This window comes from Amycolatopsis sp. NPDC004378 (assembly GCF_053602455.1).
In genome coordinates this window covers 16,585-35,382 of the sequence record NZ_JBSGDR010000012.1, presented here as the reverse complement: position 1 = coordinate 35,382, position 18,798 = coordinate 16,585, and the positions used below count along the sequence as shown (strand labels likewise).

Sequence of the window (18,798 nt, the reverse complement as noted above, 5' to 3'; positions counted from 1 at the left end):
CCCCGCGCCTCAGCCGAGCGGGTAGTGGATCATCTCCACGCCGCCGGTGGCGTAGTTCGGCACGTCCGCGGCGACGGCTTTGCCCGCTTCGGAGCCGAGCGCGGCGGCCATGGCTTCGGCGGACTCGAAGTCGGCGTTGAAGACGGCGAAGTACTTGCTGTCGCCGGCGAGCGAGGCGACGTCGAACGAGTACTGCGACTTCACGAGGCCGGGGAGCTTCGCGGCCAGCGGCAGGTGGGTGCTGACGTAGTACTCGCGGAAGTGGGCTTCGTCGGCGGGCGGCGGGTAGAGCACGGTGAGCCGGTGCATCGGGTTCCTCTCGCTGCGGGTACGCGCTGCCGACCTTAGTCCCACACGGCGGCCCGGCGCCGGATCAGGACTCCGGAGCCTTGAGGACTTCGGTCGGCAGGCCCAGGTTCTCCACGATCCGCTCGACCGCCGCCCCGAGCCGCGCGAAGTCGTCGCCGAGGGGGTCGAGAACCAAGCGCCGCACCGTCTCCACGTGGGCCGGCGCCGCGGCCGCCAGGTGCGCGCGACCGGCGTCGGTGAGGGTCGCCGTCGTGAACCGGCGGCCCTGGCCCGTGCAGACCTTGCGCGTCACCCAGCCGCGGTCCTCCAGGCGGGCCACCGCGTGCGAGATCCGCGGGAGCGAGCCGTTGGCCATCTCCGCGATCACGCTCATCCGCAGGGTTTCCCGCGGCACCACCGAAAGCCGGGCCAGGATCATGTAGCCGAGCAGCGTCAGGTCGGCGTCGCGCAGCAGCTGGCTCTCCAGCGCACCCGGCAGCGTCAGCAGGACCTTGGCCAGGTTGATCCAGGTCCGCTGCTCGTCGTCGTCGAGCCAGCGGACCGGCTCCTCCTGATCGCTCATCCTCTTGACTTTAACACGCAACCCAACCTACCGTTTGGGTTGAACACGCAACCCAAGGAGGAGCGATGACCACCACCGCCACCCGTACCCCGGTCACGGCCCTCCGGCTGGGCCTCGCCGTCCTGGCGGCCGCCGCCGTCAACACCGTCATCGCGCTCGCGGCGTCGGCCCTCGACGACGGCGGGATCGGCATGGGCCTCGCCCCCGTCGCCTACCTGCCCGCGACCGTCGCCGGCCTCCTCGTGGGCGCGGCCGGCTGGACGCTGGTCGCCCGCCGCGCCCCGAAGCTGCTGCGCGTGCTCGTCCCCGCGGTCCTCGTCCTGACCTGGGTCCCGGACCTGCTGCTCCTGACCGCGGGGGCCACGGCCGCCAACGTCGTCGGGCTGATGCTGATGCACCTGGCCGTCACGACGGCGATCGTCGTCACGATGCGCCGCTGAACATGGCGATCAGGCGGTGCGGCGCGTCGTCGCCGAAGAGGAACTCGTGCAGTTCGTCGCCGTCCGCGGCCGCCTCGGCGCTGCGGACGAACATAGCCGCCTCGTACTCGGCCAGGGCCGTCTCGACGTCTTCGGGGTGCGCCGCGAGGGCCTTGCCGAGTTCGGCGCCGTCGAGCATCGCCAGGTTGGCGCCCTCGCCGTTCGGGGCGGCGAGGTGCGCGGCGTCGCCGACCAGCGTCACCCCGGGGACCCGCTCCCACCGGTGCCCGGCCGGCAGCTCGTAGAGCGGGCGCAGCACCGGCGCCGTGTCGCCGCCGGTGATCAGCTCGGTGAGCTCCGGCGCCCAGCCGTCGAACTCCGCCGCGACGCGCGCCGCGGCGGCTTCGGGGTCGGTGAAGTCGATGGCGGCGAACCACTCCGGTGACTCCGTCAGGGCCACGTACGTGTGCAGGGTGTCCCCCTTTTCGCGGTGGGCCTGGATGCCCTTGCCCGGCACGACCGCGAGCAGCGACCCGCCGCCGACCGCCTCGGCCGCGGCCGGGTGCCGGGTGTCGCCGTCGTGGAGGAACGTCTCGACGTACGACCGGCCGGTGTACTCCGGCTTGGCCGCCGAGAGCAGCGGCCGGACCTTGGACCAGGCGCCGTCCGCGCCGACCAGCAGGCTCGTGACGATGGTGGCGCCGTCGGCGAAGGTCACTTCGTGGCGCCCCTCGCCCAGCGCGCGGACGCCGCCGACCTTGTGCCCCCACCGGACCGTGTCTTCGGGCAGCGAGTCGAGCAGCAGCTGCCGCAGCTCGCCGCGTTGCACTTCGGGACGTCCGCCGGTGCCGTCGTCGGCTTCTTCGTAGAGGACGGCACCGTCGCTGCCCAGGATCCGGACGGCCTGCCGGCCCTCCAGGACGAGCTCGCGGAACTCGGCCGTCAGGCCGGCCGCTTCGAGGGCGGGCTGGCCGTTGTCTTCGTGGATGTCGAGCATCCCGCCCTGGGCTCGCGCGGTCGGCGAGGCCTCCGCCTCGTAGACCGTGGCCGGGATGCCGTGGACGTGCAGGACGCGGGCGAGCACGAGGCCGCCGAGACCGGCACCGATGATCGTGACGTGGGTGGTCATGAGGACTCCTCCGGGTCGTTCTGGAATGATGTTCCAATCTTGGAACACCGTTCCAGATATGTCAAGATGGCGGTATGTCACGACGCACCGAAGCGCTCTCCCGCGAGCGGATCGTGGAGACCGCCGTCGAGCTGCTCGACAACGACGGCGAGAGCGGCCTGACGTTCCGGGCGCTGACCGAGCGCCTCGCCACCGGCGCCGGCGCGATCTACTGGCACGTGGCGAACAAAGGCGAGCTGCTCGACGCCGCGACCGAAGGCGTCGTGACCGCCGCGCTGGCCGTCGAGCCCGCCGCGTCCTCGCCGAAAGAGGAGATCCGTGCCGTCGCGCTGAGCCTGTTCGACGCGATCGAGGCGCACTCCTGGCTCGCCACGCAGCTCGCCCTGAACCTCTCGCGCAGCTCCTGGGGATCGCTGACCCCGCGGATCTTCGAACGCTTCGGACGGCCGGTGCGCGCGCTCGGCGTGCCCGCGGGAAGCCTGTTCACGGCGACGTCGGCGCTGGTGCACTACGTCCTCGGCGCCGCCGGGCAGAACGCCGCGAACGCCCACAGCCCGGTGACCGCCGCCGGCCGCGCCGAGTTCCTCGACTCCGTGGCGAAGGCCTGGGAAGACCTGGACCCGGACGAGTACCAGGTCGCCCGGTCCATCGCGGCGGAACTGCGCGAGCACGACGACCGCGAGCAGTTCCTCGCCGGGATCGACCTCGTGCTCGCCGGTATCACCGCCCTCCACCCGGCGTAAATCGCTTGCCCCGGGCCGAAGACGGCGCTGGACTGCCGCCATGGAGATCCGCTCTGCGACCGACGAGGACTTCGCCGTCTTCGTCGACACGGTCCACGCCGCGTTCGGCCGCTTCCCGGAGCCCGGCGGCACGCTCTTCTCGGCGTTCGAACCGGACCGCGCCCTGCTCGCGGTGGCGGACGGACGCCCGGTCGGCACCACCGCCGCGTACTCGTTCGAGCTGACGCTGCCCGGGGAGGTCGTCGTCCCGGCCGCCGGGGTGAGCGCGGTCGGCGTCCTGCCGACGCACCGGCGCCGGGGCGTGCTCAGCGCGATGATGCGCCGCCAGCTCGCCGACGTGCGGGCGCGCGGAGAGTTCCTCGCGGTGCTGCTGGCCTCCGAAGCCCCGATCTACGGCCGGTTCGGCTACGGCCCGGCGACCACCACGCAGCGCGTGACGGTGCCGCGCCGCCAGGCGGAGTTCGCCCCGCCGCGGGGCGCGTCCGAGGGGACCGGCTCGGTCGAGCTGCTGCGCCGCGACGCCTGCACGGAGCTCATGGAAGAGGTCTACGACCGGTACCGCCGCGCTCAACCCGGCGCGCTGTCCCGGCCGCACCGCTGGTGGGCCGCGGGTGCGGGCCGGCCGCCGGTGGCCCGGACGCCGCGCTACGTCGCCGTCCACCGGGACGCCGACGGCGTCGCGGACGGGTACGCGAGCTATTCGCTGAGCGACTCCGGCACCTTGACGGTCGACGAGACGATCGCGGCCGCCGACGACGTCTCCACGGCGCTGACCCGGTTCGTGCTCGGGCACGACCTGGTCACCGAGATCGTGTTCAAGCAGCTCCCGGCCGACCACCCGCTGCGCTGGCAGCTGGCGGACTCCCGCGCGGCCCGGCTGACCGACGACACCGACTGGCTCTGGGTGCGGCTGCTGGACGTCCCGCGCGCCTTGACGGCCCGTGGCTGGTTCACCGACGGCGAGCTGGTCCTCGACGTCACCGACCCGTTCCTCGCCGAGGGCGGCCGCTACCTGCTGAGCGTCCGGGAGGGCAAGCCCGCGTGCGTCCCGACCGACCGGGACCCGGACCTGTCCCTGGACGTCCGGGACCTGGGTTCGGTGTACCTGGGCGGTACGGCGCCGAGCACCCTGGTGCGCGCCGGCCACATCCGCGCCCACCACCCGGAGGCCGCGGCCCGTGCGGACGCCCTGTTCCGCGGGGAGCGGGCGCCGCACTGCCTGCACTGGTTCTGACCGCGTGACACACCCACGAAGAACGGGTTCTCCCCGCCTCCGGAAACGGCGTCGGTTTGACGTTCTTCATGGCGGTCCGCCGATCGACGACCTCTCCGGGCTACGTCGTCCGGCGCGCTAAGTTGTCGCCGGACGACGGTCGATGCGGAGGTGCCGGTGGTGCGGATCAGCGACGAGGACTTTCTCTGGTTCACCGGACGAGCCCTCGACGGGATGTCGGCGATCCTCGCCTCCCTGGGCGACGAGGACGCCAACCGGCGACCGCCGCTGCCCGGAGCCAACACGCCCTACGCGATCGTCACGCACTGCTTGGGCGTGCTCGAGTTCTGGGTGGGGTCGCTGGTCGCCGGGCGTTCGGTGCACCGGGACCGCGCCGCCGAGTTCACGGCGGCGGGTCCGGTGGCCGGCCTGCTCGAACGTGTCGAGCGGGCCAGGGAGCAGCTGCGCGCCGATCTTGCGGCGGCCGACTCGACGGCGCCGCTGCGGGCCGAGGCGCCACCCAAGTACCGGGACACCCCGGCGGGGCGAACCCAGGGTGGGGCGTTGCAGCACGTGTACGAGGAGCTGGCGCAGCACCACGGCCAGCTCGAGCTGACCAGGGACGTTCTTGCGAGCCGCGTATGACACTCAGTGCCAGCTCCGCTCGGTGAGCCGACCGGCCACCGTCACGCAAGGCGGCACTCGCCTGGAAGGCAACCTCACCCGCCGCATCCCGCGCTCAGCGCGCCGGCTGGCCGCCGTCGCGCAGAGCGGCGCTCACCTGGGCGACGACCTCGTGCAGGGGCGTCGCCGTGCTCATCACCGCGACCACCGTCGACTCGTCGCGGCCGGCGGGGCGGAATGCGTCCGCGACCAGGGCGAATGCCTCCGCCGCACTGGTCTTGATGTCGTCCTGGCCGCCCGTGCGCAGCCAGCGCCGGAGCACGTGGTTGTTGGCCGCCGCGATGGCTGCCGCCGCCACCGCCGCGCGCAGGCTGGCCGTGTCGTCGCCCTGCTGCTCGAACCGGGCCTGCAGGTAGCGCGTCAGCACGCGCTGGTAGCGGTCGACCGTCGCGACCTCCTTGTCGCGCAGCGACGGGACCGCGCGCGTGAGGGCGAAGCGCTTGAGTGACACGTCCAAGTCGGCGGCGTAGGAGTCGAGGACCAGGCCGACCGCCGAACACGCCACCTCCACCGGGTCGCGCGACGGGTCCGCGTTCGCGAAGGCCTCCTCCATCTCCGCCACGATCTCGTCGTGGTTGGCGAACAGCACGTCGTCCTTCGCGTCGAAGTACCGGAAGAACGTGCGGCGCCCGACCCCCGCGGCGGCCGCGATGTCGTCCACCGTGGTCGCCTCGTAGCCGTTGGCCGCGAAGAGGTCCACGGCCGCGGAGGCGAGCGCGCGGCGCAGCCTTCGCCGGCCCGCGGGGGTCGCCCCGACCCGGGTGGCCGGCGCGCGGCGCGGCGAATCCGTCATAGCCGGACGGTAGCAGCCGGGCTTGCTAACGGCACTGAGTGCCGTTACAGTGAGACGAACCTCCCACCGAGCGGAAAGGCGTCGACGATGTCGCTCGACCAGAAGGTGCCGACGAGCTCCTCAGCACCCCGGGACCCGGCCGGCGACCGGGTCGACGCCTACTACGGCCGGCTCTTCGGCTGGCCGGTGAAGTGGCGCGGGACGCATCCGTTCCTCGCGCTGGAGAACGGGATCTGCGCGGTGACGCTGCCCAAGCTCAGCGCGGGCCCGGTCCTCTCCCGGCTCGCCGCGACCGGCTGCCAGGGCCCGGCCATGCACCTCCCGACCCCGCACGGCCCGCGCGTGGCCCTGCTCGCGGAAACCGACGGCCTCTTCCCCGCGCGCGACGCCCTGCCCAAGGACGTCGAAGTGCTGGCCTGGGGAACGTTGCTGCCGTTGCCGGTGGGCGCCCGCCGCGTGGAGGTCGCGACGGAGTGGCTCACCGCGCCGGACCCGCACCAGCGGTGGCTGCCCAGCCTCGGCGCGGTCCTCGCCGCCGTCCCCGCCCGGTTCTGACCGGCAGGCCGCCGGGCTCCGGCCGGCCGGCCCAGTCCTGACCGGCCGTGCCCGCCCTGCACTGACCCGCCGCACGGGCACGCGAGCGGGTCCGGGTCGCCCCTGCCCCGCCCGGACCCGCTCCCCCGGCTGCCGACGAAGCTCGACGGGCGGGAATCGCGGCTCGGCCGGGCATCCCCGACCTCAGTCCACAAAGGACAATTGTTTGACGGCACCGCCGGTGGGGTATTCACCACCCGGCGATCCCACGCAGCCCCCGTTGCCCGGGTCACGGCCGTGGTCGCTCCGGCCGCGCTGTGAGGACACCATGACCCGTGACGAAGCCGCGACGGTCCGGCTCGAGGAGCCGGTCTTCCGCCTGCCCTGGACGGCGTTCGCTCTGCTGCTGGTCGTCGTGGCGGATCAGGTGACCAAGTGGTGGGCCTGGCGCGAAGTACCCCGCACGCACATCAACTTCGGCGGCAACCCGCTGGTCGGACCGGTTGTCGACGCCTGGTACGCCGATCCGGTGACCGGCGCGGTGCTCGACCTCGCCGGCAGCGTGACCCTGACCGCGGCCGTGCTGCTCCTCCTGCGCCGCGGGCACCCGGTGTTCCTGCGGGCGCCGGCCGCGCTGGCGATCGGCGGCTGGACGAGCAACCTGCTCGACCGCCTCGGCCTGCACCACCTCACCGCGCCGGGCAGCGTCCGCGGCGCGATCGACTTCGTGCCCGTCGGGCGGTATTCCTTCAACGTCGCGGACTTCTTCATCGTCGGCGCCACCCTGGCGTTCGCGCTCGCCCAGGGCTACCGGTGGCTTTCCCGCGCCACGAACGAGGTCCCGCGCATCCCGCTCCGGCTGCGCACCCCGGCCCGGATCGCGACGGCGACCGGCGTGGTGGCGCTCGTGGCCGCGGTGACGCTGGGCGCGACCCACTACGGCGGAGCGACGCATCCCCCGCGCGGCCACCGGATCTCGGCGACCCCCTGACTCATCGCGGTGTCTTGGCACTGGTTTCCCAGACGCGCATGTTCACCCCCTCGACAGCCGCTTGGTGCGGCGGTCGGACACCGCCGCACCAAGCGCTCCCCTCGATCTGGGCCGCCCTACCGGTTGTCGCCGTCCTGGGGGATCGACGCCGGGACGGACGGGCTCACGCGAGCGATGTCACCGCTGAGCACCCACGCGCGCTGGCTCGGCGCGAACCGCGGCGAAAGCAGCCCGTCGTTGATCTCCCGGGTGACCGCGATGCGGTTGTAGGCCGTCGCGGGCAGGAACAGCCGGTCGTTGGACTGGCCACCGTCGGACGTGCCCTCCAGGTCCGCCTCGACCGCGTCGACGATGCCGTCGTGGTTGCCGTCGACCCGGGCGACTTCGGCCGCGTAGGCGTCGAAGATCCGCTGGCTCAGGTTGTGCTCGTACGGTTCGAACGACGCCGTCCGCAGGTAGACGTCCAGCATCACTTCGTTGCCCAGCCCGCTCGGGATGAAGCGGAGCCGCTTCTCCTTGTGGTCGTCGTTGTTCGGCATCGGGCGGTCCGGGTCGTCCGGGCTGGTGTTGAGCAGCCGGTCCGGGTCGCGCGGGATGTTCGGGTTGTCGCCGTCGACCTGGGGCCTGTTCTGCACGCCCGCGGGCCCCGAGCCCGGCACGATCGAGGACAGCGCACCGATCTTGCCCTTCTCGAACGTCCCGGGGGCACCGCCGGTGAACGGCAGCTCGTAGGCGGGCGGCACCCAGTTCGTGTACTGGTTCAGCTCCCAGTAGGAGTGGAGGTCGCTCTGCTGCGTCGCGTTGTAGGCACCCAGCGACAGCTGGATCGGCACGAGGTTGGACACCCGGTCCGGCCAGTGGTCGGTCGCGGACGGTTCGCGCGGTGCCTTGCCGTCGGTGGTGAACACCGCGCCGGGCCGGTTGTGGTGGTCACCGGCCTTCGCCAGCGCGGCGGCGTCGGCGGCGGTGACCGTCCCGAACGTGGCGTGCCCGTCCGGCCGCGGCGCCGCGACGGCCGGCACCGTCACGTCGTGGATCATCCAGCCCTCGTACCAGCCGGACTCGTTGTTGATGACGAACAGCCCCGAGATGTCGGTGAACATGTCGACGAACGAGCCGGGGTCGTTCGGATCGGTCGGCAGCCCCGGTTTCGGTTCGACGACCACCCGCGTCGCGCCCAGTGTGGGCAGGTCGTGGTTCGGCCCGGTGGCGGTCGGCGCGACACCGTCGTTGATTCCCGGAATGGTCGTCGTGAACACATTCGGTTGGAAATTCTTCGTGTCCATCAAGTAGTACTGGAATAACTGACTCGGCGACGGCGCTTCGGAAAACGCGGTCATCGGCGGGAACGTGCTCGGCCGGCCGGCCAGCACCGCCAGCCGGTCCTTCAGCGGCTGCGGCAGCTGCCGGATGTCCCCGCGATCGGTGAATCCCCCTCCCCCTTGCTGCGTAACGGCTCCGGCCCCACTCGCGAACGTGGCGGTCGCCCCCAGCGTCAGTGCCGCGACCACCGCGGTCGCGGCCTTGCGCTTGCTCCTCATGATCGCTCCTCGCATGAAACGGGCAGTCCCCGCGCTCGCCGGCAGGGGCGCGGAGGAGAAATCAAGGTGGCCCCTCGCCGAGAGATATGCACCGGGGTTACACCACCCCCGGTCCGCCGGTATGGTGGGGAACCATCGGAAACACGGATGTGGAGTCCCGATGGAGGGGAAGTCCGAATCGGACTGGGAAACCGTCTACCGCGAGAACGTCGTCTGGATCTACCGGCTGATGCTGACCAAAGTGGGAAACCCGGCGGACGCCGAAGACCTCACCGGCGAGGTGTTCCTCGCCGCACTGAAACCGTTGCGGCTCACGGCCCGCAGCGAAGAGGTGCGCGCCTACCTGCTCGCCACCGCGCGGACGGTGCTCGCCGCGCACTGGCGTCGGCTGTTCGGCCGGGAAATCACCACGATCGGCCTCGACGAAACGACGGAAATACCCGATCGCGACGACGAAACGCCTAACGGCTCGCCCCGGCACGCGACGGATCGGCGGATCACGGCAATTCTCGCCGAATTGCCCGAGCGTGCCCGGAAAGTCCTGCAACTACGGTTCCTGGAGTCGTACTCGCTGCAGGACGCCGCCGACGAACTCGGCGTCACCTTGGCCAACGTGAAGGTGATCCAGCACCGGGCGCTGCGGCTCGCCGCGCAGGCCGCGGCCCGGATCGAGGAGGGGGCATGAACGACGTCGAGCACTTCGCCGAGAGCCTGATCAGGGAGCGCACGCCGGAACCGTTCCGGCCCGACGACGAGCAGGTCGCGCAGATGCGCGCCGCCATCGAACTGCGTGCCGTGCACGGCGGGGCGGCCGACGCGGTGCCGGACCCGGACTTCGTCGCCGGCCTCGGCCACCGGCTCGCGGCCCGGCTCGACGCACCCGCCGCCGGCCGGCCGCGCACCCGCCGCACCGTGGTCCGGACCGCGGGCGTCGCCGCGGCCTCCCTCGCGGCGGGCGCCGGGATCGACCGGCTCGTCCGCGGCACGGACACGCCAGCGTCACCACCGGCCGCCGCGGGCACCTGGCGCACGGTCGCGGCGAGCGCCGACCTGCCCGCCGGGGGTGTGCGCGAGTTCGAGCTGGACACCTTGATCGGCTTCGTCCAGCGGACCCCGGACGGCCTGCGCGCGGTCTCCTCGACCTGCACGCACCTGGGCTGCCGGCTGCAGCTCCTCGCTTCCGCACGCCGGCTGCAGTGCCCGTGCCACAACGCGATCTTCGCGCTGACCGGCGAGATCGTGCACTACGACCTGCCGGTGGACATCCCGCCCCTGCCGCAGTTCGAAGCGCGGGAACAAGACGGCGAGATCCAGGTCTACGCGCCGGTGAGACGCGCGTGAGCGGCTGCCGAAGTCGGCGGGGATAGCCACGGGTCATCCGGGGTACCCCCTCGAGATGGCTGAAGGACGGCACGGCGGGATCGAGGTTCTCCCCGTGGACGCGGAACAGGCTCTCGTGCTGCAGATGAGCGGCACGCTCGACGCGGCGACCGCCGAGACCGCGCGCGGCAAACTGCTCGACGCGACCGTCACCCTCCCGCCACCGCGGCTCGTGCTGCTCGACCTGCGGGACGTCGACGTGATCTCCGCGGCCGGGGTGCGGGCGCTGGGCGAGTTCGCGGTGACCCGCGGGCGGACCGGCGTCCGGTCGGCCGTGCTGCTCGAGCCGCACACGCTCAACGCGAAGGTCCTGCGCGGCGGCCACCTGCCCGTGCACGGCAGCGTGGCCGAGGCGATCCGGACCGAAGCACCCGGCGGAGCCGACGAGGACCGGCTCGGGGAGCAGCTCGCGGCGCTGACCCGGGTGCTGCTGGACGCCCCCAGCGTCACCCGCGCCCTGGAGCAGGTGGTTGCCGCGACGACCGTCGTCGTCCCGCACGCGCGGCTGGTCAGCATCACCCTGCGGGATCCCGGGGGCCGCTTCTTCACCCCCGTCGAAATCCCCGACATCGCCGCCGACCTCGACGACGTCCAGTACCGCACCGGCGCGGGCCCCTGCCTGGACGCCGCCACGCCCGACGGGCCCGCCTACGCGCTCGACCAGGACCTCGCCCGGCCCTCGGCGTGGCCGCAGTTCGCCGCGGTCGCGACGGCGCACGGCCTCGGCGCGGTGCTGTCGACGGCCCTGCTGCCGGCCTCCCGCCCGGGCGGGCTCACCGGCGCCCTCAACATCTACGCCCACCGCGGCGGCATCACCCCGACCGACCGCCACCGCTCGCTGCTGCTCGCCACGCACGCCTCGCTGGCCCTGGAGCACGCCCGCGGGGCCGAGGTCGCCGAGCTGGAGCGCACGCACCTCAAGGAGGCGATCGGGTCCCGGGACGTGATCGGCCAGGCGAAGGGGATCTTGATGGCCCGCCAGGGCCTCGACGCCGAAGGCGCGTTCGCCCTGCTCCGCCGCACTTCGCAGGACCTCAACGTCAAGCTGGCCGAGATCGCGGAAGCCCTGGTCCAGAACCACGCGAAGCTGGCTCCGGTCGAAGACAACTGACCGGCTCAGATCCAGGGGTTGCCCGCGGCGAGCCGGGCGGTGAAGCCCGTGTCGTCGCGGTGGAGGACGACCTCGCTGCAGACCTGGTGCGCGATCCACAGCCCACGGCCACCGATGTCCTGCCCGGCGGGCAGCAGGCCGGCGAACGGGTCGCCCGGGCCCTCGCCGGTGTCGTGCACCGTGACGACCGCGTGGCCGGCTCCCGCCCAGATCCGCACCCGGACCGGCGGGCGCCCGTGGCGCAGGGCGTTGTCGACGATCTCGCTGACCGCCAGCACGAGGTCGTCGGCCTCGGCCGCGGGCAGGTGCGGCTGGACGGCGTCCGCGACGGCCCGGCGGGCGGCCGAGGGCGTCGGGTCGGCGAGTTCGGCCAGCGGCGCGTTGCGCTGGATCGCGAGCAGCACCGGCGGCCGCGGGCCGGCGAGGAACGCGGTCGGGTCGACGTACCCGGCGTTGGGGTGGTACCCACCGCCGGGCGTGGCGAGGAACGGGTGGGTGCGGGCGACGTCGTCGAGCACGTGCCGCGGGGTCGTGCGGGTGTCGTAGGCGCACATGCTGCGCAGGGGGAACTCGTCGTAGGCGTGGTTCACCGCGGACTCGTAGCGGGCCCACCAGTCCCAGGAGGTCCCGATCACGGCCGGCGGGATCTCGCCGAAGACGCGGATGCCGGTGGCGCCCTCGCCGACGAGCCCGGCCAGCAGCTCGCGGTAGGACTTGATCGCCGTGGCGGGCCGCGTGTAGAGGTCGCCGGTCGGCAGGAAGTGCACGGCGCCGGCCTCGGGAAGTGCGTCGCGCACGAGCTCGGCCCGGTCCGGTACCAGGGAAACGAGGGTCGGCTCGCCCGCACCGAGCCCGCCGCGGAGGAACGGCACGGCGACGGCGAGCAGCTCTTCGTCGGAGGAGTAGTGGACGGCGGCGTGGTCGTAGCCGCGCCGGGTGGTGGCCGGGTCGGTGGTCGTCACGGGCGCTCCACCCGCACCCCCGGGACGTCGAACAGCTCAAGCAGCCGCGCCGGGGTGCTCAGCCGCGTCCGCAGGACGACCGTGGTGCCGTGCCGCTCGGCGTGGTCGGAGACGGCGAGCAGGCCGCGGTGGTCGATGAAGTCCAGGCCGGTCGCGTCGATCGCGACCGGGTCCGCGGCCGAGCCCAGCCCGGCGCGCTCCAGCGCGAGCGGCCACAACCGGCGGACCGCGACGTCCAGCTCCCCGTCGAGGGCGGCGGAGTCCCCGGGCCCGGCGTGCCCGTGCAGGTGGAACGGCGTCGCGCCGTCATGGGCGAAGGGGTGCATGCAGGCCAGTTGCGCGACGGCTTCGTCGCCCAGTTCGGTCCGGTCGTAGCCGCACATCGCCGACATCGGGTGGGCCGCCATGTAGCGGTCCACGCTGTGCTCGTAGCGGGCGAAGGCGTCCAGCTGGGCGGGCGTGCGCACCAGCGAGGTCGCGTCCGCGGCCACCCGCAGCCCGGTGAACCCGGCCGCCAGCGCCGCCTCGGTCGCCGCGGCGTAGAACCGGACCTGGCCGGCGGGGTCGACGACGGCTCCCGCCGGGTAGGTCGAGTCCACAGAGGACACCCGCACGGCACCGCGCCGCAGCCCGTCGTCGAACTCGCCGGTGCCCTGCAGCTGCCGGGTCAGGGCGATCTCGTCACCCCGGCCCACGTAGAGGACCCGCTTCCCCGCGGCGAGGCCCTCGGCCAGGAACTCCCGCGCCCGCGAGACGAACTCGTCCCGCCGCCGGTAGCCCCAGCACACGTGGTCGCGGAGCGGCGTCGGCAGCCCGCGGTCCCGCTGTGTCGGCATCTGCACGGGCTGAGACTACGCCGCCCGCCTCAAAGTCCGGGGTGCTCACCCGCCGCGCGCAGGCCGGGCACCCAGGCCACCGCCTGGTCCACGTCGTCGGCGAGCAGCACGACCTCGATCAGCCGGCCCATCTCGAGGGCCCGTGCGACGTTCGGCCGCGCGCCGGCGACGACGAACGGCACCCCGGCCTCGGCCGCCGCCATCGCGGTCTCCGCGAGCACCCGCAGGCCGGGCGAGGCGCAGAACTCGACGTGCTCGAAGTCGACGACCAGCCCGGCCACACCCGGCCGGATCCGGGTGGCCAGCTCGGCCCGCAGCGGCTGGGCACCGACCACGTCGAGCTCCCCGGCCACCGCGACCACGACGACGTCCGACACGGTGCGGACGCTGATCCGCGTGTCGTCGCTGGGGCTCGGGACCGGCATGACACCACCGTAGCCCGCTCGTCCGATCGCGCGCCGCGCGACGGTCCGCGCGGCGCTACCCTGACCTCGGGACGCGGTGAGCGCGGTGGCTCGTACTCGTACGTTCTCCGACCGGCCAGGTCGACCATCGTCACCGGTGGCCACCCGACAGTGCGCACACAGGGGACGGAATGCGGCGATGGGAGGCGTGGGCCGAGCCGGCGGACGGCAGCCCACGGAGGCAGGTGATCGTGGTCCGCGGCGGCATCGACGACACGGTCGCCACGGCGTTCGAGCGGCGGTTGCGCGAGCTGGCGGGCTCCGGGCCGGCCGACGTCGTCGTCGACCTCTCCGCCACCTCGCTGGTGAGCGCCGCAGCGGTGCGGGCGATCGCGCGGACCGCCACCGGCTGGCGCGCGCACCACCGCCGGACCCGGGTCGTCATCAGCCCCGGCAGTCCGGCCGGCCGGGTCGTTCCCCTGGTCACCTCGCTCGGGCTGATCGCGGTGCACGACTCGCGCGGCGCCGCGCTCGCCGCCAACGGCCAGGCCGTGCTCCGCCCCGCGCAGACGCCCAGGGCCGGGACCATGGCCGAGCTCGTCCAGGCCGTCCAGCAGCTCCAGCGCCGCTACTCGCTGAGCGACATCGAAACGGCGGTCGGCCTCCTGCGGGACGCCGCGACCCGGCACCGGATCCACGCCGGTCAGCTGGCCGCCGCCGCGGCGGGCGAGCTGCTCGTCCCGGCCACGCGCAGCGCCGTTCCCGACGGCGCGCCGCCGGCCATGCCGTTCCCCGTCCGCGCCAGCCCCGCCCCGAAACTGCTCACGGTGCTCGACGCCGCGCTCAAGGCCACGATGAACGTCATGGGGGCCCCGGCCGGCTACGCCCAGGTCGCCACCGCGAACGCGCTGCTGCTGGTCGGCGGCCACGGCTTGGACCGCGAGCTCTGGCGAACCCTCGGCCGGATCGGCCGGTTCGACACCGCGTGCGCGCGGGCCAGCCTCTACGGCACCCGCGTCGTCGTCCCGGACCTGAGCACCGACACCCTGCTCACCGGCACCCGCACCCGGGAGGTCCTGCTCGCCGACCGGTTCCGCTTCGCGCAGAGCACCCCGGTGCTCGACCACGACAGCCTGGAGTGCCGGGCCGTGCTCTCCACCCTCGACCGCCGGTCCGGCCGGGTCGTCACGGCGGCGGAAGCCACCGAGCTCGACCGCATCGCCCACTCGGTGAGCCGCTGGGAAGCGTGGGACGACCGGCGGCGCCTGCGCGCGGCCCTGCGGGACCTGCACGACACCCTGGCCGCCGGCTGAGGATCGCGACCACGAGCTTCCGGCGCTCCGGGCACGGCAGCACCGCGCCGGAGAACGCGTCCGTGGTCACCGGCGGGTTTGAGTCCCGTCCGGCCGGGCACCCGGCTCGACGGGTCACCGACCACACGGGCGGTCGCGCGCTCCCGGTACCGCGCGCCGGGCCGCCTTGCGCGAGGGTGACCCGGCCCGCGGGGCTGCAGGGGGCCGCCGCCGGCCGGGCCACCCTCCCGGTCGCCGGATCAGCCGGTCAGGTCGCCCTCCTCGGCGTTGCGCCGGGCGTAGTGGGCCAGCTTGTCCTCGTCCACCGTCACGCCCAGGCCCGGCCCGGACGGCACGCGCAGCCGGCCACCGGTGAGCTCGAGGGGCTCGACGATGTCGTCCGCGTGCAGGTAGTACATGCTGTCGATGGCCCGCGACAGGACCGGCGTGCTCGCCACGACCGCCAGGTGCGCGGCGGTCGCGATGCCCAGTTCGCCGCCGCTGTGCAGGTTCATCCCGAGGCCGAACGTCTCGCAGTGCGCGGCCAGGGCCTTCGTCGCCGCGATGCCGCCCCACTTGTAGACGTCGCCGTGGACCACGTCGACCGCACCCAGCCGCACGGCCGGTGCGAACTCTTCGAACCGCACCACGCACATGTTGGTGCACAACGGAATCCGCACCTTCGCGCGCACCTGGGCCATGCCTTCGATGCCGGCGCACGGGTCTTCGAGGTACTCCAGGTCCAGCTCCTCCAGCGCGAGCCCGGCACGGATCGAGTCGGGCACCGACCAGGCGGCGTTCGGGTCGACGCGCAGCTCGACGTCCGGCAGCGCGCGCCGCAGCTCGCGCATGATCGCGACGTCGCCGCGGACGTCCGTGGTGCCCTTGAGCTTCACCGCCGTGAACCCGCCCCGGGCGACCACCTTCGCCGCGTGCTCGGCGACCCCCTGGGCCAGTTCGCGGCCCGCCGCGCCCGGGGCGTCGGCACGCGTGACGAGCGCGGTGATCGGGACCTCGTCGCGGACGCGGCCGCCGAGCAGGTCCGCCACGGACTGGCCGGTGACGTGCCCGATCAGGTCCCAGCAGGCGACGTCGAGCGCGGCCAAGGCGGCGTAGCCGAGGTAGCCGTGGAAGAACGGCACCATGTGGTGGCGCCGGTGGAACGCCTCGAGCGCGAACGGGCTGGTGCCCACCAGGCTCGCGCCGAGCTTGCGCACCAGCTCGGCGACCGGGCGGCCCCACATCGTCTCGCCCCAGCCGGTCACGCCGGTGTCGGTGCGCAGCCGCACCACGGTGCGCGTTTCGCCCGTCTTGGTCTCGAACGAGCTGGTGAACGGGTTGGTCAACGGCAGGTTCACGACGAGCGCGTCGACTTCGGTGATCTTCATGCCTCCCCTTCGGCGTGGGTTGCGCGGGTGGCCGCGTCGAACGCGCGGATCGCGTCCGCCAGCGCGGTCACCCGGTCTTCGAGCAGGGCGGCGCCGCCTTCCGCGGTCGCTTCGCCGGCGTCGTCGGTGCTGCCGCCGGCGCGGGCCCATTCGCCGTGGCGTTCGGCGGTCAGGCCCGGGTACGGCGGTTCGGCGAACAGCGGTGGCGGCGTGACGTCCGGCCGCGGTTCGCGCGGGCGGACGAGGTCCGGGTGCGCGGCGAGCATCAGGGACGTCTCGTAGTGGCCGGCGTGGCCGGGTGAGCCGCTGTGCTCGCCGAGCGAAAAGTACGAGCACGCACCCACGGCTACGTCCGCGCGCAGGGCGTGCTCCTTGACGGCCAGGCGCATGATCTCGTCGTTGCCGCCGTGGCCGTTGACCACGAGCACGCGGCGGAACCCGCTGGTGACGAGCGAATCGAGCACGTCGGCGAGGACGGCCTGCAGGGTCGCGGCCCGCAGCGAGACCGCCGCGGCGAACAGGTGGTGCGGGCTGTGGCCGAAGGGCAGGGCGGGCAGCCGCACCACGGCCGGCGTCCCGCCGAGGCGGTCGAGGGCGCGGTCGGTGACGGCCTCGGCGAGCAGCGTGTCGGTGCCCATCGGCAGGTGGCCCGCGTGCTGCTCCTGCGAACCGATCGGCAGCAGTGCGATGGCGTCGCGCGCTTCGGCACGGACTTCCCGCGCGGACATCCGCGTCAGTTCGGGCATCGGGTCTCCCCTGTCGTCGCGGGTCGTGGCATCGTGGCCGCATGAGCACCGGCGAACGCCCGGCCCTGCGGCTGGTCCCGGCGCCGGCCCCCGAGGCCGGCGGCCCGGTGCTGGGGGCCGTCGAGCTGCTGCCCGGCCGCGTCCGGGCGGCGCTGGTCGAGCTGTCCGGCGCGGTGCGGTGGCGCGCCGAGGCGGCGTACCCGCGCGACACGGCGGACCCGGCCGAGATCGACGCGGCCCTCGAGGCGGTCGCGCGGTTCCCCGAACGCCCGGTCGGCGTCGGCGTGGCCGCCGCCGGCCTCGTCGACGCCGCGGCGGGCGTGATCATCGAGGTCAACGAAGTGCCCGCGCTGCGCGGCTACCCGGTCGCCGCGAGACTGTCCACTGTGGCCGGTGTGCCGGTGCACGTCGAACACCGGGCGCGGCTGCAGGTCATGGGCGACCGCTGGTTCGGCGAGGGCCGCGGCCGGACGGCGTTCGCGTCCGTGTCCACCGGAGAAGTGCTGGGCGTCGGGATCCTGTACGGCGGCGAGGTCCTGGCGCCACCGGGCGGCCGCAGCGGCGCGCACATGACGGTCGCGGCGAGCGGCCGCCGCTGCACCTGCGGCGCCCGCGGCTGCTGGAAGACGGTCGCGACGACACCGTGGCTGCGCGCCGAGGCCGCGCGGCGCGGGCTGGCCGCGCAGTCGGTGCGCGAACTGGCCGGCGACCCCCTGCTCGACGAGTACGCGGCCAACATCGCGCTGGGCCTGGTGAACGTGCAGCAGCTGTTCGCCCCGGGCCTGTTCGTCCTCCACGGCGAGGCCGCGGACGGCGGCGAGCACTTCCGCGCCCGCATCGAAGCCCGGCTGCGCGAAGACTCGTCGTGGGCCAGCGGCGCCGCACCGCCGAGGGTGGTGGTGAGCCCGGGCCCGGCCGACGACGTCGCCCTGCTCGGCGGCGCGGGTCTCGTGCTTTCGCACCGCTGAGGCCGTCATCGGGCCACCCGGCGGCGCGCCAGCCGCGGGTCCGGATTCGGCACCGCGTCGAGCAGGCTCCGCGTGTACTCGTGCGAAGGCGAGCGGAACAGCGTGGCCGCGTCCGCCAGTTCGACGATCTTTCCCGCGCGCATCACCGCCACGCGGTCGGCGATCTGCTGGACCACCGCCAGGTTGTGCGACACGAACACGTACGTCAGGCTCAGCCGCTCCTGCAGCGCGCCCAGCAGGTCCAGCACCTGGGCCTGTACCGAGACGTCGAGGGCGCTCGTCGGCTCGTCCAGCACCACCAGCCGCGGCTCCAGGGCCAGCGCCCGCGCGATGGAGACGCGCTGGCGCTGGCCGCCGGAGAACTCGTGCGGGTAGCGGTCCTGGACCTGCGAGGGCAGGCCGACCGCTTCGAGCAGGTCCGCCACCCGCTCGCGGACCCGGGCCCGGGCGCGGCGGCCGCGCATCGACGGGTCGTGCGTCAGCAGGGGTTCGCCGACGATCTCCGTGACGCGCAGCCGCGGGTTCATGCTCGAGTACGGGTCCTGCAGCACCACCTGCATCTCGCGCCGGACCTTGCGCAGCCGCCGGGCCGGCATGGTGAGCAGGTCGGCGCCGTCGAAGCGGACCGTGCCCGCCGTCGGCTCGACCAGCCGCAGCAGCAGGCGGGTCAGCGTCGTCTTGCCGCTGCCCGACTCCCCCACCACCGCGAGGGTTTCGCCCGCGACGACGTCGAGGTCGACTCCGTCCACGGCGGACAGTGCGCCGTAGTCCTTGCGCAGCCCGCGGATCTCGG

The 18,798-nt window shown here is 73.7% G+C and carries 21 protein-coding genes and 1 pseudogene; 11 read left to right on the top strand and 11 right to left on the bottom strand.

Annotated features, from left to right (window positions below; genetic code table 11):
* Window positions 1-9: 9 nt before the first annotated feature.
* Together ACWEN0_RS30005 and ACWEN0_RS30000 are read right to left on the bottom strand one after the other, a co-directional pair.
* Window positions 10-309 carry an EthD family reductase gene (locus ACWEN0_RS30005; RefSeq protein ID WP_451980837.1) on the bottom strand — a complete coding sequence of 100 codons (300 nt, stop codon included), beginning with the start codon at window positions 307-309 and terminating at the stop codon, window positions 10-12.
* Between the two features lie 64 nt (window positions 310-373).
* Entirely contained in the window at window positions 374-871 is a 498-nt protein-coding gene (locus ACWEN0_RS30000) for a MarR family winged helix-turn-helix transcriptional regulator (RefSeq protein ID WP_451980835.1), read from the bottom strand.
* 65 nt (window positions 872-936) lie between these two features.
* On the opposite strand from ACWEN0_RS30000, the gene ACWEN0_RS29995 reads away from it, so the two are divergent.
* Complete coding sequence (locus ACWEN0_RS29995; RefSeq protein WP_451980832.1) at window positions 937-1,311, top strand: DUF6069 family protein; 375 nt, start codon at window positions 937-939, stop codon at window positions 1,309-1,311.
* Here the strand turns inward: ACWEN0_RS29995 and ACWEN0_RS29990 are convergent.
* Complete coding sequence (locus ACWEN0_RS29990) at window positions 1,295-2,419, bottom strand: FAD-dependent oxidoreductase (protein WP_451980830.1); 1,125 nt, start codon at window positions 2,417-2,419, stop codon at window positions 1,295-1,297. The two genes, ACWEN0_RS29995 and ACWEN0_RS29990, sit on opposite strands and share 17 nt — an antisense overlap.
* 74 nt (window positions 2,420-2,493) lie before the next feature.
* Here ACWEN0_RS29990 and ACWEN0_RS29985 point away from each other — a divergent pair, with 74 nt between their 5' ends.
* The 3 genes from ACWEN0_RS29985 to ACWEN0_RS29975 all read left to right on the top strand — a co-directional run bounded on the left by ACWEN0_RS29985 (window position 2,494) and on the right by ACWEN0_RS29975 (window position 5,020).
* Window positions 2,494-3,162, top strand: a complete 669-nt coding sequence (locus ACWEN0_RS29985; RefSeq protein WP_451980827.1) for a TetR/AcrR family transcriptional regulator — start codon at window positions 2,494-2,496, stop codon at window positions 3,160-3,162.
* A 40-nt stretch (window positions 3,163-3,202) separates the two neighbouring features.
* Window positions 3,203-4,396: a GNAT family N-acetyltransferase gene (locus tag ACWEN0_RS29980; protein ID WP_451980824.1), complete on the top strand. Its 1,194-nt coding sequence runs from the start codon at window positions 3,203-3,205 to the stop codon at window positions 4,394-4,396.
* A gap of 159 nt (window positions 4,397-4,555) precedes the next feature.
* A complete protein-coding gene (locus ACWEN0_RS29975) occupies window positions 4,556-5,020 on the top strand; it encodes a mycothiol transferase (RefSeq protein ID WP_451980821.1) in 465 nt (154 codons plus the stop codon).
* 94 nt (window positions 5,021-5,114) lie between these two features.
* Here the strand turns inward: ACWEN0_RS29975 and ACWEN0_RS29970 are convergent, their stop codons facing one another.
* Window positions 5,115-5,852 carry a TetR family transcriptional regulator gene (locus ACWEN0_RS29970; protein WP_451980818.1) on the bottom strand — a complete coding sequence of 246 codons (738 nt, stop codon included), beginning with the start codon at window positions 5,850-5,852 and terminating at the stop codon, window positions 5,115-5,117.
* An 87-nt stretch (window positions 5,853-5,939) separates the two neighbouring features.
* On the opposite strand from ACWEN0_RS29970, the gene ACWEN0_RS29965 reads away from it, so the two are divergent.
* The gene (locus ACWEN0_RS29965; protein WP_451980815.1) at window positions 5,940-6,407 is read left to right on the top strand and encodes a glycogen operon protein GlgX; all 468 of its coding nucleotides are present in this window, start codon (window positions 5,940-5,942) and stop codon (window positions 6,405-6,407) included.
* A 307-nt stretch (window positions 6,408-6,714) separates the two neighbouring features.
* Window positions 6,715-7,377: a signal peptidase II gene (locus tag ACWEN0_RS29960; protein ID WP_451980812.1), complete on the top strand. Its 663-nt coding sequence runs from the start codon at window positions 6,715-6,717 to the stop codon at window positions 7,375-7,377.
* A 116-nt stretch (window positions 7,378-7,493) separates the two neighbouring features.
* Here ACWEN0_RS29960 and ACWEN0_RS29955 read toward each other — a convergent pair whose 3' ends face one another.
* Entirely contained in the window at window positions 7,494-8,918 is a 1,425-nt protein-coding gene (locus tag ACWEN0_RS29955; protein ID WP_451980809.1) for a hypothetical protein, read from the bottom strand.
* A 160-nt stretch (window positions 8,919-9,078) separates the two neighbouring features.
* Between ACWEN0_RS29955 and ACWEN0_RS29950 the strand changes: the two genes are divergently transcribed.
* Genes ACWEN0_RS29950 through ACWEN0_RS29940 form a run of 3 tightly spaced genes read left to right on the top strand, consistent with a single transcriptional unit; the run spans window position 9,079 to window position 11,409 of the window.
* Window positions 9,079-9,603 (top strand): RNA polymerase sigma factor, encoded by a 525-nt coding sequence (locus ACWEN0_RS29950; protein ID WP_451980806.1) that lies wholly within the window; start codon window positions 9,079-9,081, stop codon window positions 9,601-9,603.
* Entirely contained in the window at window positions 9,600-10,259 is a 660-nt protein-coding gene (locus tag ACWEN0_RS29945) for a Rieske (2Fe-2S) protein (RefSeq protein ID WP_451980803.1), read from the top strand. Before ACWEN0_RS29950 ends, ACWEN0_RS29945 begins: the two co-directional genes overlap by 4 nt.
* Window positions 10,260-10,314: 55 nt before the next feature.
* Window positions 10,315-11,409, top strand: coding sequence for an ANTAR domain-containing protein (locus ACWEN0_RS29940; protein ID WP_451980800.1), 1,095 nt, complete (start codon window positions 10,315-10,317; stop codon window positions 11,407-11,409).
* Window positions 11,410-11,414: 5 nt separating this feature from the next.
* Here ACWEN0_RS29940 and ACWEN0_RS29935 read toward each other — a convergent pair whose 3' ends face one another.
* Genes ACWEN0_RS29935 through ACWEN0_RS29925 form a run of 3 tightly spaced genes read right to left on the bottom strand, consistent with a single transcriptional unit; the run spans window position 11,415 to window position 13,632 of the window.
* Window positions 11,415-12,371, bottom strand: a complete 957-nt coding sequence (locus tag ACWEN0_RS29935) for an anti-sigma factor RsbA family regulatory protein (RefSeq protein WP_451980797.1) — start codon at window positions 12,369-12,371, stop codon at window positions 11,415-11,417.
* Window positions 12,368-13,207: an MEDS domain-containing protein gene (locus ACWEN0_RS29930; protein ID WP_451981540.1), complete on the bottom strand. Its 840-nt coding sequence runs from the start codon at window positions 13,205-13,207 to the stop codon at window positions 12,368-12,370. Before ACWEN0_RS29930 ends, ACWEN0_RS29935 begins: the two co-directional genes overlap by 4 nt.
* Window positions 13,208-13,236: 29 nt before the next feature.
* Window positions 13,237-13,632, bottom strand: coding sequence for an STAS domain-containing protein (locus tag ACWEN0_RS29925; protein ID WP_451980794.1), 396 nt, complete (start codon window positions 13,630-13,632; stop codon window positions 13,237-13,239).
* Window positions 13,633-13,802: 170 nt separating this feature from the next.
* On the opposite strand from ACWEN0_RS29925, the gene ACWEN0_RS29920 reads away from it, so the two are divergent.
* Window positions 13,803-14,924 (top strand): STAS domain-containing protein, encoded by a 1,122-nt coding sequence (locus tag ACWEN0_RS29920; protein ID WP_451980791.1) that lies wholly within the window; start codon window positions 13,803-13,805, stop codon window positions 14,922-14,924.
* 239 nt (window positions 14,925-15,163) lie between these two features.
* On the opposite strand, the gene ACWEN0_RS29915 is transcribed toward ACWEN0_RS29920, so the two are convergent.
* Window positions 15,164-16,291: a mandelate racemase/muconate lactonizing enzyme family protein gene (locus ACWEN0_RS29915; protein ID WP_451980788.1), complete on the bottom strand. Its 1,128-nt coding sequence runs from the start codon at window positions 16,289-16,291 to the stop codon at window positions 15,164-15,166.
* Window positions 16,288-17,037 carry a creatininase family protein gene (locus ACWEN0_RS29910; RefSeq protein ID WP_451980785.1) on the bottom strand — a complete coding sequence of 250 codons (750 nt, stop codon included), beginning with the start codon at window positions 17,035-17,037 and terminating at the stop codon, window positions 16,288-16,290. The genes ACWEN0_RS29915 and ACWEN0_RS29910 overlap by 4 nt, the downstream gene beginning before the upstream one ends.
* Before the next feature lie 41 nt (window positions 17,038-17,078).
* Here ACWEN0_RS29910 and ACWEN0_RS29905 point away from each other — a divergent pair, with 41 nt between their 5' ends.
* Window positions 17,079-18,005 (top strand): ROK family protein, encoded by a 927-nt coding sequence (locus ACWEN0_RS29905; protein WP_451980783.1) that lies wholly within the window; start codon window positions 17,079-17,081, stop codon window positions 18,003-18,005.
* Window positions 18,006-18,010: 5 nt separating this feature from the next.
* Here ACWEN0_RS29905 and ACWEN0_RS29900 read toward each other — a convergent pair.
* Window positions 18,011-18,724, bottom strand: a pseudogene (locus ACWEN0_RS29900) (ATP-binding cassette domain-containing protein); the annotation flags it as partial.
* Between the last annotated feature and the right edge of the window lie 74 nt (window positions 18,725-18,798).

What these genes read in the sequence shown, in the direction of transcription:
- ACWEN0_RS30005 (WP_451980837.1), bottom strand. Translation starts at nt 309, where the DNA reads ATGCACCGGCTCACCGTGCTCTACCCGCCGCCCGCCGACGAAGCCCAC.
- ACWEN0_RS30000 (WP_451980835.1), bottom strand. Translation starts at nt 871, where the DNA reads ATGAGCGATCAGGAGGAGCCGGTCCGCTGGCTCGACGACGACGAGCAG.
- ACWEN0_RS29995 (WP_451980832.1), top strand. Translation starts at nt 937, where the DNA reads ATGACCACCACCGCCACCCGTACCCCGGTCACGGCCCTCCGGCTGGGC.
- ACWEN0_RS29990 (WP_451980830.1), bottom strand. Translation starts at nt 2,419, where the DNA reads ATGACCACCCACGTCACGATCATCGGTGCCGGTCTCGGCGGCCTCGTG.
- ACWEN0_RS29985 (WP_451980827.1), top strand. Translation starts at nt 2,494, where the DNA reads ATGTCACGACGCACCGAAGCGCTCTCCCGCGAGCGGATCGTGGAGACC.
- ACWEN0_RS29980 (WP_451980824.1), top strand. Translation starts at nt 3,203, where the DNA reads ATGGAGATCCGCTCTGCGACCGACGAGGACTTCGCCGTCTTCGTCGAC.
- ACWEN0_RS29970 (WP_451980818.1), bottom strand. Translation starts at nt 5,852, where the DNA reads ATGACGGATTCGCCGCGCCGCGCGCCGGCCACCCGGGTCGGGGCGACC.
- ACWEN0_RS29965 (WP_451980815.1), top strand. Translation starts at nt 5,940, where the DNA reads ATGTCGCTCGACCAGAAGGTGCCGACGAGCTCCTCAGCACCCCGGGAC.
- ACWEN0_RS29960 (WP_451980812.1), top strand. Translation starts at nt 6,715, where the DNA reads ATGACCCGTGACGAAGCCGCGACGGTCCGGCTCGAGGAGCCGGTCTTC.
- ACWEN0_RS29955 (WP_451980809.1), bottom strand. Translation starts at nt 8,918, where the DNA reads ATGAGGAGCAAGCGCAAGGCCGCGACCGCGGTGGTCGCGGCACTGACG.
- ACWEN0_RS29950 (WP_451980806.1), top strand. Translation starts at nt 9,079, where the DNA reads ATGGAGGGGAAGTCCGAATCGGACTGGGAAACCGTCTACCGCGAGAAC.
- ACWEN0_RS29945 (WP_451980803.1), top strand. Translation starts at nt 9,600, where the DNA reads ATGAACGACGTCGAGCACTTCGCCGAGAGCCTGATCAGGGAGCGCACG.
- ACWEN0_RS29940 (WP_451980800.1), top strand. Translation starts at nt 10,315, where the DNA reads ATGGCTGAAGGACGGCACGGCGGGATCGAGGTTCTCCCCGTGGACGCG.
- ACWEN0_RS29930 (WP_451981540.1), bottom strand. Translation starts at nt 13,207, where the DNA reads ATGCCGACACAGCGGGACCGCGGGCTGCCGACGCCGCTCCGCGACCAC.
- ACWEN0_RS29925 (WP_451980794.1), bottom strand. Translation starts at nt 13,632, where the DNA reads ATGCCGGTCCCGAGCCCCAGCGACGACACGCGGATCAGCGTCCGCACC.
- ACWEN0_RS29920 (WP_451980791.1), top strand. Translation starts at nt 13,803, where the DNA reads ATGCGGCGATGGGAGGCGTGGGCCGAGCCGGCGGACGGCAGCCCACGG.
- ACWEN0_RS29915 (WP_451980788.1), bottom strand. Translation starts at nt 16,291, where the DNA reads ATGAAGATCACCGAAGTCGACGCGCTCGTCGTGAACCTGCCGTTGACC.
- ACWEN0_RS29910 (WP_451980785.1), bottom strand. Translation starts at nt 17,037, where the DNA reads ATGCCCGAACTGACGCGGATGTCCGCGCGGGAAGTCCGTGCCGAAGCG.
- ACWEN0_RS29905 (WP_451980783.1), top strand. Translation starts at nt 17,079, where the DNA reads ATGAGCACCGGCGAACGCCCGGCCCTGCGGCTGGTCCCGGCGCCGGCC.